Raw genomic sequence first — 18088 nt, 5'->3', positions numbered from 1 at the left:
TTTGGGTACTATTTTAGTATGCAATAATTTTTAACAAAACAGATATCATAATAGTATTAAATCATTGCCTATTCCTCTCATTTCATTGAATCCTCCCTATGTATGAGTCACTTTATATCGACTACAAGGATTTCAAACCAAATCTTAAGATTAGATAAATATTGATTCTGCTCCCTTTAAAACAAAATCCTAACAGGTAATAATGGATACAAACCTACTATTGGAGTGAACAGTAATGATTAACATACTCGTAGTTGAAGATGATAAGCATGTAAGAAGACTTCTTGAAGCTGTTCTGAAACGCGAAGGATATGATGTTGTAACTGCTGAAGACGGAGTTAAAGCTTTGGAGGTCCTTGATTCACAGCATATTGATCTAATCATTCTGGATATCATGATGCCTAATATGGATGGTTATGAATTCGCTAAGGAAGTAAGAGATGCCGATAGCTTGGTCCCCATTCTTATGGCTACAGCAAAACAGCTGCCTGAAGATAAGAAAAAGGGGTTCCGGATTGGAACTGATGATTATATGACCAAACCCATTGATACCGAAGAAATGCTGCTCAGAATCCAAGCGCTGCTTCGCCGTTCGCAAATCGCAAGTGCCCGTAAATTAGTAGTGGGTAAAGTGATCCTTGATTATGACGCATTGACAGTAACCCGGGAGGACGAGAAACAAACGCTTCCGCAAAAAGAATTCTATTTGTTGTATAAGTTGTTGTCCTATCCTGAACGGATTTTCACGCGCATCCAGCTTATGGACGAGATATGGGGCATGGAAAGTGAAAGTACGGATACAACCGTTAATGTGCACATCAATCGCCTGCGGAAACGGTTTGACGCTTATCCAGAGTTTGAACTGGTTTCCGTCAGAGGTCTTGGATACAAGGCGGTGCGAAGCCAGTGAGCAAAATAAGTAACAAGCTCAGCAACAGAATCAGCCTTCCCATCTATTTTTCTCTTATCATATTTTTCATCTTTCTTATTACCGTTGTGATTACAGGACTACTCTTCTTTCTCGCACAGGTTTTTGGTTTGTTGAACGAAGAGCTTGCCCAGGATGGATTCGTACTACCCATAATGGTATTAATCGCTTGTACAATTATCGGTACCACGATATCAGCCATCACAAGCCGGAAAATGGTAAAATCCATCCGGATATTTATAGAGGCCACAGAGCGTCTTGCCAGTGGTGACTTCTCCATGCGGCTCCAGCTCAAAAGCCCGCCAGAGTTTGAAATTCTATCAGAGAACTTTAACCGTATGGCTGAAGAGCTTGGGGGTATCGAAATTCTGCGAACTGATTTTGTAAACAATTTTTCCCATGAATTCAAAACACCGATTGTATCTATTAAAGGGTTTGCTGAAGTCTTAAAGAATGATGATCTTACTAAAGAGGAACGTGATGAATATCTAGATATTGTCATTGAGGAATCGACCAGACTTGCCTCCCTTGCTTCGAATGTACTGGAGCTGACGCAGGTTGAGACGCAAAAGATTCTGACAAACAAAATGCGGTTTAATGTTGGGGAACAAATTCGCCAGTCTGTGCTTTTACTGGCTGCCAAATTTGAGAAGAAGCACCTGAAGCTGAATGTTAATATTCAGGATTATGAACTCTCCGGCAATAAAGAGCTTTTAAATCAAGTTTGGTTAAATTTATTGGATAACGCGATCAAATTCACTCCTGAGCATGGTGAAATTGAAGTTAAGATGAAGAAAAACGAAGATAACCTGGTGATTCTAGTTCATGACTGCGGAAGCGGTATTCATCCTGAGGCTCTTCCCAAGATATTCGATAAATTTTATCAGCAGGATACTTCCCACTCGACTGCAGGCAATGGACTTGGATTAGCAATTGTTAAAAAAATCATTCATCTACACCATGGAACCATTTCTTGCGAAAGCATTCCATTACAAGGAACCACATTTACAGTTACGATTCCGATTGGAATGTAGTACGAGCCCTGGAGAACCTCATCGTTCTTTCAGGTTTTTTTTATTTTTCAGAAAAGTTAACTTTCAGTTTATCTTCTTTCGTTATCATTTAAGCAACGCCACATAAAGGAGTCAGATGTATGGTAACTATACTTAAGTACTTAAAACCGAAGGAATGGGCCCTAATCGGTATCAGCATCCTATTCATTGTCACACAGGTATGGCTGGATCTGGAATTGCCCGGTTATATGAGCGAGATTACTCGTCTTGTACAGATACCAGGGAGTGAAATGAGCGAAATCATTGCAGCCGGAGGCTGGATGTTGCTCTGTGCCCTTGGCAGCTTAGCCACATCAATTATAGTGGCAGGGATCGCCGCTAAAATTGCCGCTAACTTCTCTTCAAGATTACGCTCCAAATTGTTCGATAAGGTACAGTCTTTCTCTTTGGAAGAAATCAACAACTTCTCTACAGCTAGTTTAATTACCCGTTCAACAAATGACATTACACAAGTGCAAATGCTGATTGTCATCGGTCTGCAACTGCTGGTGAAGGCTCCCATCCTTGCCGTTTGGGCAATGCTCAAAATTACAGGCAAGAGTTGGCAGTGGTCGCTTGCTACCGGTGTCGCCATTGGGGTATTGATTCTTATTGTCGGCATAGTGATCGTGCTAGTGCTTCCGAAATTCCAAAAATTGCAGCAACTGACTGATAATCTTAATCGTGTTGCAAGAGAGAATCTTACCGGCCTTCGTGTCATTCGTGCGTATAATGCGGAAAGTTACCAGGAAGATAAATTTAGCGTAGCCAACAGCGAGCTTACCCGAACGAATTTATTCGCCAATAATGTACTGTCCATGATGATGCCAAGTATTTCTCTGATTATGAGCGGTTTAAGTCTCGCAATATATTGGATTGGTGCTATTTTGATTCAAAATGCCAATGGTACGGCGAAGATGGGCTTATTTTCAGATATGATTGTCTTCTCATCCTATGCAATGCAGGTGGTTATGGCATTCATGATGCTGATCATGATTTTTATCCTGATGCCTCGTGCCCATGTATCCGCTAAAAGAATCAATGAAGTGCTGGATACTAAGCCAAGCTTAGAGAACGGATCACTTACTTCCTCCAAGGCAAATCGGTTGGGTGAGGTCGAATTCAAAAATGTCAGCTTTAAATATCCGGATGCAGAAGAATACGTTATTGAAGATATCAGCTTTACGGTGAAAAAAGGAGAAACTGTAGCCTTCATCGGTTCAACCGGATGCGGAAAAAGTACCGTCGTGAACCTGATTCCTCGCTTTTATGATGCTACAGCAGGTGAAGTGTTGGTGGATGGTATTAATGTTAACCAATATGAGCAAACTGCACTGCGCAATAAAATGGGATATGTATCTCAGAAAGCGATTTTGTTTGGCGGCACGGTGAGCTCTAATGTTGCTTTTGGCGATAATGGCAGTGATCTGTCCTCTGATGTTGTTGATGCCATTTACACCTCTCAAGCTTCAGATTTTGTTGAAAAGATGGAAGGAAGCTACGAGGCTCATGTCTCTCAAGGCGGTACGAACTTGTCTGGCGGTCAAAAACAACGTCTTTCCATTGCCCGAGCCATTGCCCGTCGTCCTGAAATATTAATCTTCGACGATTCCTTCTCAGCGCTTGATTATAAGACGGATCGCAAATTGCGAAGTGAATTGAAGAAAAAATCCAGCGGTACAACGATACTAATCGTTGCCCAACGGATCGGTACAATCAAAGATGCAGACAAAATCATTGTACTGGAAGCCGGACGAATGGCAGGCATGGGAACACATGATGAATTGATGCAGACCTGTGATGTCTACCAAGAGATTGCTTACTCACAACTTTCAAAGGAGGAGCTAGCTTAATGAACAAAAGCAAAGAGCAACTCAACACGTGGAGCAAACTTCTCCACTATTGCAGAAAATATATCCCTGTAGTTCTTATAGCTATTATTAGTGCTGCAATCGGTACGGTTCTGACTCTGCTTGGACCGGATAAGCTTTCGGAGATGACAGACTTGATCACGGCCGGCCTCGTCACCGGAATTGATATGGAAGCAGTAACTTCTATCGGCCTTTTCCTTGTATTTATCTATATCCTTAGCGCTGTGTTATCTTTGGTACAAGGATTAATTATGTCCGCAGTTACGCAAAAGGTCTCCAAAAACTTAAGAGCCGATCTCTCACGCAAAATGAACAAACTTCCGATCTCTTATTATAATAATTCTACAACCGGTGACATCCTGTCCCGGGTTACCAACGATGTGGATACGATCGGGCAAGCTTTAAACCAAAGCGTCGGCACACTGGTAACTGCCCTTGCCCTCTTTACGGGATCCATCATCATGATGTTCAAAACAAATGTGATCATGACTATTACGGCGGTTGTTGCAACTATCATTGGCTTTGGCCTCATAGCGGCAATTATGAAAAAATCCCAAAAGTATTTTCAAAGTCAGCAAGAATACTTAGGGAAAATCAATGGCCATGTGGAGGAAGTATATACAGGACATACTGTAGTGAAAGCCTACAATGGTGAATCGCAAATGCGCAATACATTTGAATCCCTGAATATGAATCTTAAAGATAGTGCATTTAAAGCGCAGTTCCTCTCCGGTCTTATGATGCCGATTATGATGTTTATAGGCAATCTAGGTTTTGTGGCCGTTTGTGTAGTTGGTGCTGTACTTGCTATGAACGGAACGATATCCTTTGGGGTCATTGTAGCCTTTATACTGTATGTCCGTTACTTTACACAACCGCTCTCTCAGATTGCTCAAGCCGCACAAAGTCTGCAATCGGCTTCCGCGGCAAGCAAACGTGTCTTTGAGTTCCTCGATGCTGACGAAATGGACAATGAAAGTCATAAAGAAAGACATCTTAAAACTGCTGTGGGCAAAGTTGATTTTGAACATGTGCAATTTGCTTATGAAAATTCAGATAAACTTGTGATTAAAGATTTTTCTGCAGAGATTAAGCCTGGGCAAAAAATTGCTATAGTCGGTCCTACCGGCGCAGGTAAAACTACACTGATAAATCTTCTAATACGGTTTAATGAATTAAAGGGCGGAGAAATATATATTGATGATACCCCCATCAGCAGCTTAACAAGAGAAAACATCCATGATCTATTCTGTATGGTCTTGCAGGACACCTGGCTTTTTGAGGGCACTATCAGGGAAAATCTAGTGTACAACAAAACAGGTGTAACCGATAAAGAAGTTGAAGATGCTTGTAAGTCGGTAGGCTTGCATCATTTCATTCAGACCTTAAGTGCCGGTTACAATACCATACTAAATGACAAAGTTAATTTATCCACGGGCCAAAAGCAACAGCTTACGATCGCCCGCGCGATGCTCAAAAATGCCCCAATGCTCATCCTCGATGAAGCTACAAGCTCAGTCGATACAAGAACAGAGCTCTTGATTCAGCAGGCAATGGATAAGCTCATGGAGGGAAGAACCTCTTTTGTTATTGCGCATAGACTCTCAACCATTAAGAACGCCGATGTGATTTTGGTTCTGAAGGAAGGCGATATCCTGGAAAGCGGCAGCCACGAAGAACTACTTGCCAAAAATGGTTTTTATGCGGAGCTTTATAATAGCCAATTCGACCAAGCCTCTTAAAGCCTAGTTGACACTGTGAATTATATAGCGAAAGTCAAAAGGACCTACTCATTGTTCTTATCCAGAACAATGAGTAGGTCCTTTATTTGCTATGAACACATATCATCTACTGGCAAGGAATTCATCAAGCTGTTTTTGCTTTTCAGCAATGACTTTATCTAGGCCGGCCGATTTTTGGGCGGCGATAAATTTCGGCAATTCTTTATCCAGATCAACCGAGCCGGTCTCAAGCATCTTTTGATATTCTCTTAGAACGTTTGCTAGTGCTCCGACTTCGGATTTGACTGGCTCGCTGTCAAAGGTGAAGCCCAGTGCCGGCGATGATTTAGCGCCTTCGTTGAACTTTTTGAACTGCTCCCACTTGTCTGGAGCTTCCGAACTCCAGACATAGTTCAGGAATTGATTTCCCAGCTCCCAAGCGACGCCCGGTGCGTACTGTCCTGACTTCTCCGTCTGCGTCATAACATTACCATTAAGTGTAAAGTGTGTACCTTCAATACCGAAGTTAAGCAGATTAATAATTTCTTGATCTGTATGAAGCAGGTTAATCAGCATCATGGCGCGTTCCGGGTTCTTAGACGTTGATGAGATGGCTAACATGGCGCCGGTAGTCTCCGATGTGGCGACCGTTTTACCTGTTAAAGTAATTTGTGCAAGCTTGCCATCAAGTCCTGTCGCGGATGCGATTTCTTCTGCTTTGCCTGGCTTAAGAGGCTCTACAGTGGAAAATACATTGCCCGTCTTATAAGCATCAAGGGATGACGTTTGGGAAGTGGCCGCATCTTTGTTAAGATACCCCTTCTGGAAGAAATCACGGGTTACTTTTAATGCATTTAAGTATTGTGGATACTCTTCGGCCGGTTTGACTGTCGCTTCCGTGCCATTCTTATCGATAGCGCCAGGTATCGTCGTATCACCTAAAAAATCCAATTCCACAAAGGAGTGAGAGGCGAATGTGCCACCCGTTGTATACAGCGGATACATGGTTGGCTTCTTCTCTTTAACGATCTTATAAACGGCATCTAAATCTTCGATCTTTTGCACTTTACTCATGTCAATGCCGAGTTCATCAGCGATATCCTTCCGGTACACAATGCCCCCTGACGATGCCAATTCTTTATTCGTAGGGACTGCATAATTTTTGCCGCCGATTTTGGAGCCATCGAGAAAAGCTGGATCTAAGCTATCCTTAATGCCCTGGCCATACTGATCGAGCAAGGGACCGAGATCTAAGTAAGCACCTTTGGCAACGTTCTTTGCATACCCGTTCCATGAGGCTGTAAATAGAATGTCTACGGGCTCTCGAGAAGCGATGATGAGGTTAGTCTTATCATCCCATGCTCCCCAATCGATTGGTGCGATATCTACCGTCGCGTTGATTTTTTCGGTCAAGATCTTGTTCAGCGCTTCCTCGACGATAGCCTCGTCCGCCTGTGGAGCTCCTTCGTAGACCAGCTTTATTTTATAAGGCTCCAGCTTCGAGGGCTCATTGGATGTGTTATCGGTGGTTGAGTTCGCTGATGAGCTCGGTGCGGCGCTTTCTTTTCCGGCATTATCTGGTGTAGCGTTGTTCGAGTTGTTTGAATTGCCGCAAGCCGTAGTGGCTAATGCTGAAATAAGCATCAGTGTGAGAAGCAGTGAAGCCTTGCTTTTCGTATCCTTCATTTTCAAGTAATCCCCCCATAAAATAGAATGATATGCTAAACCATATACTGGTTTTAGCCGTTTCCGTGCCCACGTAAGTGATCGGCAATCTTAGCCTTTAACGGAGCCTACTGTCAGGCCTCTGATAAAGTATTTCTGGAAGAACGGGTAAGCAAATACGATAGGTCCAACACCTACAACCACCATCGCCATACGCACGGTTTCACTTGGGAAGTTGATCATTCCGCCAGCTCGGGTAATTTCAGCCATCGCGTTCGGGTTACTGGATAAGTACTGGATGTTGACCATCATCTTGTAAAGAAAGTACTGCACGGATATATTGTGGTTGTCTGTAATAAACATTAGGCTTAGGAACCAGTCGTTCCAGTATGTCAGTGTTTGGAACAGTGCAACGGTTGCCAGAACCGGCAGAGATAATGGCAATACAATTCGGATAAATATCCGTAGCTCCCCTGCCCCATCTATTTTTGCTGACTCCAGCACAGCTTCAGGTACGGTCTCCTTAAAGAAAGTGCGCATGATCAGTACCCAGAATGCGGACATGATCAGCGGCATGATCAGTGCCCAAAGTGTATCTTTTAATTCCAGCATCTGTACGTATACCAAGTACCAAGGGACTAAGCCGCCGGAAATCAGCATCGTTAGAAAAACAAAAAATGTAAAATACTTAGCCTGCGGAAAATTATTCCGTGAAATGGGGTACGCATACAGAGCTATTATGATGACACTTAGTATCGTACCTATCACCGTGACGGTTAGTGAGATTCCATAGGAATGAACGATTTGACTGATATCTTTCATTAGGAATCGATAGGCTGCCAGATTGAAATTTTCGGGCATAAATCGATATCCGTGTGTCATAACGGACTGCTCATCGGAGAACGATACCGAAAGAATCAGCAAAAGCGGTAGGATACAGAGCGCCGAATAGATGACAAAGAAGATGTTGATGAGGGTTGACGCCCATCCTGACAGCTGATTCTTTGGATTGGACCCAGATAAGGATTTACTCATTGTATTGGTCATAAGGGCTCCTCTCTTAGAACAGCGCGTTCTCGCGGTTAAAGCGGCGAACGACCCAATTAGATACAAAAACCAAGATGAAACCAACGACTGATTGGAACAGGCCTGCTGCTGAGGAAAGTCCGATATCCCCAACGGTCAGGAAGGTGCGGTAGACATAGGTATCGATAACGTTTGTCACAGGGAACAATGCCCCCGATTCACGTGGCACTTGAAAGAATAGGCCAAAGTCGGCATTGAAGATCCGGCCAACCTGCAGCAAAGTCATAATCGTGAGGACAGGCATGATCAAGGGAATCGTGATTTTCTTGATCTGCTGCCACTTGTTTGCCCCATCAATTGTCGCGGCTTCGTAGTACTCCTCGTCGATACCAATGATTGCTGCCATATACACAACCGTGTAGTACCCCATGTTCTTCCACGTGTTAATGATCGGCAAAACGATCGGCCACACTTCTTTCGTGAAGTACCAGCGTACGGAATCAAGACCAAGAGCCGGCAGCAACGTGCCGTTGAAGTATCCTCGCTCGTCGCTCATGAACCCATATACTAAGTACGAGATGACGATCATCGACAGGAAGTATGGCAGGAACATGATCGTTTGGTGTAGCTTCGAGAGGAAGCGGTTCTTCATCTCATTAAGCATCAAGGCGAACCCTAGAGGAAGCGCCATGTTCAATACAATAAACAGCGAATTATAAAGCAATGTGTTGCGAATGATGATGTACGAATCCTTCGAGGCAAACAGATATTCGAAATTCTTCATCCCTGTCCATGGGCTTCCCAGGATTCCGTCCTGGTAATTGATTGTTTTAAAGGCAATAACGATCCCGAACAAAGGGATGTAGTTATTTATTACAAGCAGAACGATTCCCGGCAGCATCATTGCGTAGAACATCCAGTAAGTACGAAGATTCTTCACGATGGAAAAATTACGTACAGTACGTATTGGTTTCCTATTTGTAGGAAGCGGCATAGCTTTCAATAGAGTTGTTGCACTCCTTTCACTGTCTTACACACTCCCCACACCGTTGTTTAGGCGGTAATGGGGAGTTCAGGTTTTCACTATTGAGCCGTAACGTCAATTGTGACGTTACTTATTGAGGTTCTGTTCCCCACTGAAGAGCGCCTGCGATATAGCCAGTTGTATGGCTCCAATCGGTGTAAGTCGAATCGGTCGGATCGAAGGAGTAATCTCCCGTCTGCGTGTAGTTCGTCCAATCGGTCTTGTTCACGCGGATCTGAAGCTCAATGCTGGCTCCAGCTGCCAAACTTCCGGCTCCGCTCCTAAAGCCGATTTCCAGATAATGATCAGCTCCTGTCAAAGGAGCCGGCAACTTGACGAAGTCGCCAGTTACGTTGCTACTGCCGACAGTGGACCAATCGCACCAGAAATTCTGGTCCTTCTCCCCATCGATCGTGTAATAATAATGAAGCTTCACGTCGGACAGATTGATGGCAGTGGTACCGGTGTTCTTCAGCTTTATCCGAGGGCTCAACGAATTGCTCGTTGCCGTAACAGGAGAATTATACTGCTGCACTTTGATAGAACCACTTTCGGCAGTGGGGGTATCGACCACGGAGACCTCAAGATTCGCACTTACTCCTGCGCTAAAGTTGAACGTCAGCGTCGTTGTTCCCACCGGTTGGGCAGCCAGATATGCCTTCTGAATCGTCACTGTCGTACCTGATACGGTGTAGTCCGTACCAGCAACTAGGGCAGTCGTGCCATTATTAATGCCGATGAGTGTGTTATCGTTCAGCGTCAAGGTCACCGGAATATCGGTCTGATTCGCGGTTTGCTTGTCAAAGGCAGCGGTCGTCGGACTGATCGTTGAGTTAATAACCGACGAATCGTTCACAGCAACGGATAGCGTAGCAGATGAACCGGCGTTAAACAGGAAAGTGAGGTTCGCCTTGCCGATTGGCTGCTGCGCGAGATAGCTCTTGTGTAGAGTGACCGTGTTGCCCGAAACGGTATAGTCCGTGTCCACAACGAGAGATGTCGTACCGTTCTTAATGTCGGTGAGCGTGTTGCCGTTCAACGTTAGAGTCACCGGAATATCAGCTTGATTTGCTGTTTTCTTATCAAAGGCAGCAGTCGTTGGACTAATGGTCGAGTTGCTGCTATTTCCGGTTGCAAATGCGGCAATGAATACCAACCCTGAATTCCAATAAACGGTATGTTCATTTGTAGTCCATTCTTGGAAGTTATCGGTATAGTTTTTGGCTGCAAATCTTGATATCTGGTTTCCTACGGTTATGTCGTTGGAGTATTTATTCGGTCCTCCGACAAGATATCCCTTAGGTACACCAGGTAATCCATCTGTTCTATACATGATGCTGAACGGATATTTCACGCTGTTATCGCCGTAACCTGATACAAAAGATACGCCTACCGGGTTCTGGCCAAGAATCCAGTCTAACTGACTATTGTTAATCTCATTAATGATAGCGCGGTTGCTCTCAAAAGTTCCCAGTAACTTCGTACCGATGATCATTTCCATCGGTGTGTCCGCAACCTGCATAGTGATTCCCCAATAGTAGTTACCATCTTTTATGATGCTTTTCCAAGGGCTATCGTTATATCTGCTCACTTTGTCATTGAACCATTGCTGGAATTTATCCGAATACCAGCTTAAGACTCCGGAGTCCGGATTAGCGGCTTTCAGATAACTGAAGAAGCCTGTATTCCAGGTGTTTGCCCAACCACTGGCGAAATCAAGGGTATCCTCAAAAAATATTCCCATATCGGTGTAATTCGCCAGGAAATAATCATTGTATTCGGCATCGCCGGTCGATCGGTACAGGGAGCCTGCAGCCCACAGACGATTCGAAGCGTCATCCGTCACATCGTAAGGCCATCTGCCCGTGTTAGGCGTCCGAATATTTTCCGGATGTGCTTCCAGGTACCCCCATGCGTCTATTGCCGCATCCAAGCAACTTTGGGCAAAAGCCGGATCAATATTCTGATAAATTAAGTAGGCATGTGCCAATACACCGGCTGCGGTAGCTGTATCGGCGGTCGTTTTGATATCAGTCCGCGAGCTTACCGTATCCTTATCGATAATTTCTCTGTCTACCATATTGTCATCATCCTGAAAGGTCACTCGAGCATAGAAACCGCCAGTTGCAGCATCCTGCATTTTGAGCATCCATTCCAGTTCCCACCTTGCCTCATCCAGGATGTCGGGAATGCCGTTACCGCTCTCAGGAATATTAAATTGATTGTCTGTAAATTTCTCCGGCATCATTTCATAGGCCCAGAAGAGATCCGACAAGGCTTTGGCTCCTGCGTTAACGTACTTGCCTTTATCACCCGCATCGTACCATCCCTTGGAAACATCTTTTTTGATGGAAGGGTTAGACATTAAAGGCACTGCGGTGTCAGGGGTAAAATCTGTTCTTTGATAATTTTGAGTGTATGGGCTGGTAATATTAATCCCGGTTCTCTGGTAATAGAAGTATCTTGTTACGTCATTTAAAAAGGGTTCATAGATTTCGTTAGCTTCGCCGATCGTGAACTTGGGCGAATTCTGGAGACCCTGCACTGAAACATAATATTTTCCCGGAATCGTTAAATTTGTGAAATCGGCGGTAAAAATACGCTCCCCGCTATCGATAGCATCATAATTTTTGGTGAGTACAAGCGTTCCGGAGTAAGCTGTCGAATTATTTGTGGCGTTAATAATGTTAAACGGAGTACCTGCATCGACCGCGAGCACATCCTCAAAACCGGTTACAAGCGCTTGCTTTACTCCATCTACGGGATATCCTAATTGATTAACCTTGATGGGGGCGTACTCTTTCTCCTTATCGGGAGACGTAACCCTAATGTCATTAAGCCACACTTTTAAAGGTTGAAAACCATTATTCTTGATGGATAATGCATCTATGGAAGATACATCAATTCCTTGGGAGACCTGAATTAGATCCTTTAACGGGATCTTCACATGGGTCCAACTTGTAGAAATGTTGACGTAGTTGTTAATGTTTACAGTAGTGGTAATTTCATTGCCGGCAGCTCTTTCGAATACCCGGTCTTTGAAGCCCAGTAAAAAGGACTCTCCGCCCGCATTTCCTTTGATATTAAACTCAAGGAATCCATTTGGATGATAAGAGGTAAAGTCATATGCTTTCCAGCCGGCAACCGTAATTAAAGCGTTGTACCAGGAAGGACTGGTAGGCGTCTTCGCATTCAACAATAATGAAGGCAATCCATTGTACATTGCTGTAGAATCAATGGGAAGCTTGCTGTTCTCCGTCTCCAATCCAAACCCGCTATCTCCTGCCCAGCCGTCGGATATATTACTGAATATTTGGTAATCTAGTAAGTCTCTCCACCCTGCAGGCGCTTCTGGGGTTGCCGCATTAGTCTTGATCGGATTTGAAAAAAAGATAGTCACAAACATAGTTAATGCCAGAAACACGCTTACTTTTTTCCTCATTACCTCTCCTCCTAAAAAGTTTTGTGAGCATAAACTGCTTCGCTCCGCTTCATACAAAAATCAGTTCGAAAGTTTACACTTAGTTAGTGAGAGTTACTCTATGATTAACTTCGTATACCATCACCTCTTTTTTTGAAAACGCTTTCTAATAAAATCATTTTAATTCACGAAGTTAATCCTGTTATATAGAAGAAATAACGGAACATAGAAGAAAACAAGCCACAATATTATGGCTTGTTTTCCATGTACCAATTATTTACTTCTCTCGTGATTACGTCGCCGCCATTCTTGTAAAATTGGGCTACGAACTCATCAAAGTAGGAGATCGGCTTCTCGCCATAAATGATGCTCAGATAACTCTCCGTTGCGAGTTTCTGCAGGAACACTCCGTGTTTCTCCATCCCGTCCGTTAAAGGTCCGTGGTATCGGTTTGGGATTTCGAGTCCCTGCTCGGCAATCGCCACCCCAGCCGCCGTAAGTTGAGCCGAATTTAAACCTTTAATGGCTTGTTCGATCGGCGTCGTCACTATGGCTTCCGAATTTTCAGATAATTTTCTGATTGCATCCGCATTCATATAAGGCAAGGCTGGAGCGCCACCTGTCAGCGGATAGAGCATCCAGCGCATATCCATTGAAGACCCGTCCGCAAGCGGCCACTTATCATTTGGCACGCCTTCAGTCGCGAAATTGACAGTAATGACCTTGTCGTTCATGATCACATAATCGTAACCTTCGTGAAACCCTTTTGCGAATCGGGGATCGAAGTACGGGTCATCCGGGCCGAAATTTTTGGCAAGCAATTTGTTATAATAAGCGAACCAGGCTTCCATATTCGTGAAATCCTTGCTGAACACCGTGTAGATACCGTACAACGGCTTTTGTGCCTTGCCCTTTAACCCATCTGGTCCGGCAGGAAGGGGGTAAGCCTGCCAAGCCGCTTCGGGATCGACCTTCACTGTATCGCCGAGCGGCCAGGCTCCCATCCAAAACGGGCCGAACATGACACCGGCCATTCCGTTAACCGCCAGTTCGGACGCTTGGCTCGGGTCCTGCATGCCTGCATCCCTGTCCATATAGCCCTTCGCCATCCAGGATGCCATCGTTTCCAGGTATTTCTTAGCATCCGGGTGTACGGCGCCAAAGATCAAGCTGCCCTTCTCGTCTTCATTCCAGAACAGTTTGATGTCAGACGTGCTAATCATCTGCCTTGAAAAAGCTCCGGCAATCGCATCTGTCTGCCCCATCCAGCTCCAGGGACCTTCCTTCAGCGGAACCGCTAGACCAACTTCGTCATCTTCGCCATTCCCATTAGGATCTTGTTCAGAAAATGCCTTCAGCACATTCTCCAACTCACTTATCGTCGTAGGCGGGTTCAGCGACAGTTTCTCAAGCCAATCCTTACGGATCCACATGACCGTTCCCTCATCTCCTGCACTAAAACGGGGAAGTCCATATATCTTGCCGTCTTTGGTCACTTCTGCCATGGTATAAGCGTACTTCTCCAGCGCTTCTTTTAGCTTAGGATGAGCATACTTCTCGATGGCATCATCCAGCGGAAGCAACTTGTCGGCTTTGAGCAGATACTTCAGGATGTCTCCTTCTGCGCTAAGGGTGTCCGGCAGCTTGCCATTCACAGCCAGCGCGAGCCGAATTTTGGTATCTGCATCTTCGAACTTGCTGACAATCCAATCAAACTTCGTGACGATTCCCAGATTATCTTCCATCCAGCGGGTATGCACGTTGTCAGTAAGGCTCTCATCTGGCTTGAATGCGTTAGGCCGATTCTCGTCTACGATTCCTGTTGTGATCGTTATAGGCGGATCGTATTTAAAGTCCCATACCGGCTTCTTTTCCCCATTGGATGTACTGTTCTGTGCCGTTTTCCCTGTGCTACTTAAACAGCCGGAAACTAGCAGCACTCCGCTCAGAACTGCCCATAGAAAGATGGCCTTTCTTTTTTGCTTCTTCACCGGCCCAATCCCTCCATTCCCGATCGGTATCTGTCCCTGAATTCCTGGGGCGTCACCTGATAATAGTCACGGAATTTCCGAATAAACCAGTTAGTATTGGGATAGCCAATGCTTTCACCAATATGGTAGATTTTATTATTTGTATGCTTGAGCATCTCGCAGGCTTTGAGCATACGCTGCTCGTAAATATATTGGGATACGGTAGTGCCTGTGCACTGCTTAAAGATTTTTGACAGATGGTTAGGATGTACGAAGACGCGTTTGGCCAGCAAAGTAAGTGACAAGTCCTTGTCCAGCTCCTTCTGGATGTAGAGTTGCGTCTTCCGGACGATCACCTGGCTGTGGTCCTCGGTCTCCTCCCCTAGCTTATCGCGAAGTGTGCGTAGTAAGTCGAGCGCCCAGCTTTCCAGCTGCGACGCGTGCAGCATTGCTTTTCCTTTAACGAAAGCCGATTGCTCAGGAGTGAGCATTTGGGCCAGCGTCCTGCCACTGCGATTCGCGATATACTGGAAGGCATTGGAGAGAAAGAAAAAGACGTCGCGCATGAGGTAAGGTGAACCCGTATGCATAAGCGGTGACACGAACGCTCGGATCTTAGCTTCCGCCGCTTCCCATTGCTCCGTTTCCAAAAGATGTGTCAGCAGAGGCGTTTCATAGAGCTTGCGCATAAGACGCGCTTCCTCTTCATTCCGCTCTGGCACCTGCCCACCCGAAAAACTGTCACTATCCAATCGCGATTTAGCTGTCATATAACTAGCTTGCAGTTCTTCCGGGAATAGACAGTCGGTTTCTCCTACAGAAATTTCACCTTTAAGCAAACGCTGTACTTCTTGCTTTAATCGCTCTATCCGCTCAAGCACCCATTCCGGATCGGGTGGTGCTCCTGATAGGTCGTATACCAGAGCGAGCAGGTTTCCTTCATCATCCGTAGCCGACCAGCAGTCATAGCGGTCCATCAGCAATTCTTCCAGCATGTTTGTTACCGCGAACCGGATCAGTGACTGCGAATAGAGATCTTGTCCGTCGAAAGGGGAACCCAACCGGACAAGGCACATTGAGACGTGACCTGGTATCGGAAGAGGGAGGTCAAACAGCTTTAACTTCTCTGCAAGAACCTTGCCATTTAGATTTCCGCTGAGTACTTTGAGCAACAACCCTGCTTTCAGTTCTGCACTATTGTCTCGGTAGATACGGAAGCCCTGTTCGATTGATCGCTCCTGCTCAAGCTGTTTAATGATCCGGCCCATTGCCGTAAGTAGCTGCTCGTCCTTCGCGGGCTTCATCAGGTAATCGAGCGCTTGCAGCTCAATCGCTTTTCGGGCGTAATCGAAGTCCGCATAACCTGTGAGCAGCAGGCACTTCAGCCCTGGAATACGAAGCCTGGCCTGTTCGATCAGTTCCAGGCCGTTCATGCGCGGCATACGGATATCCGTCATAAGGATGTCAATGGGGAAGGAGTCTATCAGAGCAAGTGCCTCGCTCGCGCTGTAAGCCTTCCAAACGCGGGAGATACCAAGTGTCGCCCATGGAATCGTATCTGCCAGACTGTCCGCATAATGTTTCTCGTCATCAACTACAAGCAGGCTATTCAATGCTCTTCCTCCTTCGTTTCTTCTTTCATCCCCTGTCTCCAAATCAGCCTCACGTTTAGACCACCCAGTCTGGACGGGCAAAACCCAATTTGAGCGTCTGAACCGAAGTTGCCTTGCAGTCTTTGATATACGTTCCAAAGACCGCAGCCTGCATATTCGCTGGCCGGAATATGAAGCTCCATTTGCAGTTGGTCCATCCGTTCTTTATTTAATCCTTTTCCGTTATCCTCCACTTCCAAGTGCAATAGGTCTTCATTGACGTAAACTCTAATTTCAACCCGGCCTGGATATTCGACGTTCTCAAGTCCATGCACGATCGCATTCTCCACGATTGGTTGGATAAGAAGCCGGGGAATTCGCAGCTCCGCCAACTCTTCAGGCAGTTCGATGCTGTAGGACAGTGTCTCATTGCGAAGCCGAAGAATCTCGAGGTGAATGCGCACGAACGCCAGTTCTTCACCCAGGCTGACTCCTTGATTATCCATTCGCGTCGTATACCGGTAATAGTCGGCCAAATGATACGCCATGTCTATAACAGCCCGATTCTTTCCCATCTTGGTCATATTAATGATGAAACCCAAACAATTGTACAGAAAATGAGGATGGATCTGTGCTTGTAGCTGTTTTAGCGTGGCATCACGCGCAAGGATACGCGATTGTAGGACATTCTCGATGAGATCTTGGATCTGCGTCGCCATCTCGTTAAAGTTCTGCATCAGGAACGTGAATTCATTGTTTGATTTCTTCGGTAGCCGGTACGCGTAATCGCCTTCCTTAATCCGCTGCACCGCACGCACAAGTTGGAAGATAGGTCGATGTACGTTCCAGTACAAAGCAGACGCGGCGGTAATACAGGATAGGAGCAAAATAATCGAAGAAGCTCCAAATAATAACCTCTGTTGCTTGATAGGTCCGATAATCTGGTTAAGTGGAACAGAATCGACGAGATGCCACTCAAGAATATTGGAATAATAATAGGTAATCAGATAAGGCCTGCCGTCGAAGGAATGAATTAAAAAACTTGAATTCCGGCTATTGATCCTGTCGCCTAATTCCGTGATAATTTGGTCCATCTTGGGGCCATCTGCGGTTCGGCTGGCGATGATGGCATGTCCTTCTTTGTAAAAAAACGGGTTGTCAGAGTGACCAGATTTGTAGGTATCAAGCAAATTTTCGAAGCTCCACTTGTAGAGGTTAATGCGAACGGCAACATCCAGATCGTCCGGACGGGCTGGTTTGTAACCCGTAGTGACATAAGTTCGAGTAAAACCGTAGCCAATCTCCAAATCTTCGCTGTAGCTCCACCCTAGCGAAAATCGGCTTTCAAACTCTTTAAGGTCATATTCATAGGAGGGGGAAGAAGAAATACTATCGTCTCGTTGCGGGAAATAGACGGTCACGTCATTGCGCCAGTTGCCCGATGCGCTGGCCAGCGACAGCTTCTCTTGGATCAGCAGCCTTGTCTTCATTAGGGAATAATCGCTCATGTTGAGGTTGTAAAGGTACTCCAGCACGTTCGTGTCAACGAGCATAGGTGCGGAGACTAAGTCGAACTTCTCAATGCTGGCATCCAGTTGTGCCACGAAAAGCTCCATCCGGTTCAGGCTGGCTTTGATAAGCTCCTCCTGTATGACGTTGATGCTCTTAGAGGTAGAATAATAGTACAGCGCCACGACCGGAGTTAGCAGAATCAGCAACAACAATAACATTTTCTGAAAAATATTAAATTTGATCCGCATGGGATTTCCATCCTTGTTTTGTAATTACACCTCAACCTGTATTTTACAATGGATAGAA

General features: G+C 45.4%; 11 protein-coding genes. 4 read left to right on the top strand and 7 right to left on the bottom strand.

Going from position 1 to position 18088, the window contains the following annotated elements:
• Positions 1–235: 235 nt before the first annotated feature.
• The 4 genes from MHH89_RS06690 to MHH89_RS06675 all read left to right on the top strand — a co-directional run bounded on the left by MHH89_RS06690 (position 236) and on the right by MHH89_RS06675 (position 5593).
• Positions 236–910, top strand: coding sequence for a response regulator transcription factor (locus MHH89_RS06690; RefSeq protein WP_036677195.1), 675 nt, complete (start codon positions 236–238; stop codon positions 908–910).
• Positions 907–1962 (top strand): HAMP domain-containing sensor histidine kinase, encoded by a 1056-nt coding sequence (locus MHH89_RS06685; RefSeq protein ID WP_081383288.1) that lies wholly within the window; start codon positions 907–909, stop codon positions 1960–1962. Before MHH89_RS06690 ends, MHH89_RS06685 begins: the two co-directional genes overlap by 4 nt.
• A gap of 119 nt (positions 1963–2081) precedes the next feature.
• Positions 2082–3833 (top strand): ABC transporter ATP-binding protein, encoded by a 1752-nt coding sequence (locus tag MHH89_RS06680; RefSeq protein ID WP_341086655.1) that lies wholly within the window; start codon positions 2082–2084, stop codon positions 3831–3833.
• Positions 3833–5593: an ABC transporter ATP-binding protein gene (locus tag MHH89_RS06675; protein WP_036677200.1), complete on the top strand. Its 1761-nt coding sequence runs from the start codon at positions 3833–3835 to the stop codon at positions 5591–5593. Before MHH89_RS06680 ends, MHH89_RS06675 begins: the two co-directional genes overlap by 1 nt.
• A gap of 102 nt (positions 5594–5695) precedes the next feature.
• Here the strand turns inward: MHH89_RS06675 and MHH89_RS06670 are convergent, their stop codons facing one another.
• The 7 genes from MHH89_RS06670 to MHH89_RS06640 form a co-directional block, all read right to left on the bottom strand.
• Positions 5696–7258, bottom strand: a complete 1563-nt coding sequence (locus tag MHH89_RS06670; protein ID WP_076130604.1) for an ABC transporter substrate-binding protein — start codon at positions 7256–7258, stop codon at positions 5696–5698.
• Between the two features lie 90 nt (positions 7259–7348).
• Entirely contained in the window at positions 7349–8284 is a 936-nt protein-coding gene (locus tag MHH89_RS06665; RefSeq protein WP_081383287.1) for a carbohydrate ABC transporter permease, read from the bottom strand.
• Positions 8285–8297: 13 nt separating this feature from the next.
• Positions 8298–9257 (bottom strand): ABC transporter permease, encoded by a 960-nt coding sequence (locus tag MHH89_RS06660; RefSeq protein ID WP_038574490.1) that lies wholly within the window; start codon positions 9255–9257, stop codon positions 8298–8300.
• Positions 9258–9378: 121 nt separating this feature from the next.
• On the bottom strand, positions 9379–12729 hold the full coding sequence (locus MHH89_RS06655; protein WP_341086654.1) for a glycoside hydrolase family 9 protein: 3351 nt from the start codon (positions 12727–12729) through the stop codon (positions 9379–9381).
• 227 nt (positions 12730–12956) lie between these two features.
• Positions 12957–14699, bottom strand: coding sequence for an extracellular solute-binding protein (locus tag MHH89_RS06650; protein ID WP_076302101.1), 1743 nt, complete (start codon positions 14697–14699; stop codon positions 12957–12959).
• Positions 14696–16372: a response regulator gene (locus MHH89_RS06645; RefSeq protein WP_340396634.1), complete on the bottom strand. Its 1677-nt coding sequence runs from the start codon at positions 16370–16372 to the stop codon at positions 14696–14698. Before MHH89_RS06645 ends, MHH89_RS06650 begins: the two co-directional genes overlap by 4 nt.
• Complete coding sequence (locus MHH89_RS06640) at positions 16288–18030, bottom strand: sensor histidine kinase (protein ID WP_341086653.1); 1743 nt, start codon at positions 18028–18030, stop codon at positions 16288–16290. Before MHH89_RS06640 ends, MHH89_RS06645 begins: the two co-directional genes overlap by 85 nt.
• Between the last annotated feature and the right edge of the window lie 58 nt (positions 18031–18088).

The sequence above is a fragment of the Paenibacillus sp. FSL H7-0323 genome, assembly GCF_038002725.1.
In the GTDB taxonomy this organism is placed as follows: Bacteria; Bacillota; Bacilli; order Paenibacillales; family Paenibacillaceae; genus Paenibacillus_AQ; species Paenibacillus_AQ odorifer.
Note: the sequence above shows the minus strand (reverse complement) of the source record. Positions and strands in the feature narration are given on the sequence as shown.

Excerpts from the sequence above, each read along its gene's own strand:
- MHH89_RS06670 (WP_076130604.1), bottom strand. The coding sequence starts at position 7,258 with ATGAAGGATACGAAAAGCAAGGCTTCACTGCTTCTCACACTGATGCTT.
- MHH89_RS06660 (WP_038574490.1), bottom strand. The coding sequence starts at position 9,257 with ATGCCGCTTCCTACAAATAGGAAACCAATACGTACTGTACGTAATTTT.
- MHH89_RS06690 (WP_036677195.1), top strand. The coding sequence starts at position 236 with ATGATTAACATACTCGTAGTTGAAGATGATAAGCATGTAAGAAGACTT.
- MHH89_RS06655 (WP_341086654.1), bottom strand. The coding sequence starts at position 12,729 with ATGAGGAAAAAAGTAAGCGTGTTTCTGGCATTAACTATGTTTGTGACT.
- MHH89_RS06675 (WP_036677200.1), top strand. The coding sequence starts at position 3,833 with ATGAACAAAAGCAAAGAGCAACTCAACACGTGGAGCAAACTTCTCCAC.
- MHH89_RS06665 (WP_081383287.1), bottom strand. The coding sequence starts at position 8,284 with ATGACCAATACAATGAGTAAATCCTTATCTGGGTCCAATCCAAAGAAT.
- MHH89_RS06680 (WP_341086655.1), top strand. The coding sequence starts at position 2,082 with ATGGTAACTATACTTAAGTACTTAAAACCGAAGGAATGGGCCCTAATC.
- MHH89_RS06640 (WP_341086653.1), bottom strand. The coding sequence starts at position 18,030 with ATGCGGATCAAATTTAATATTTTTCAGAAAATGTTATTGTTGTTGCTG.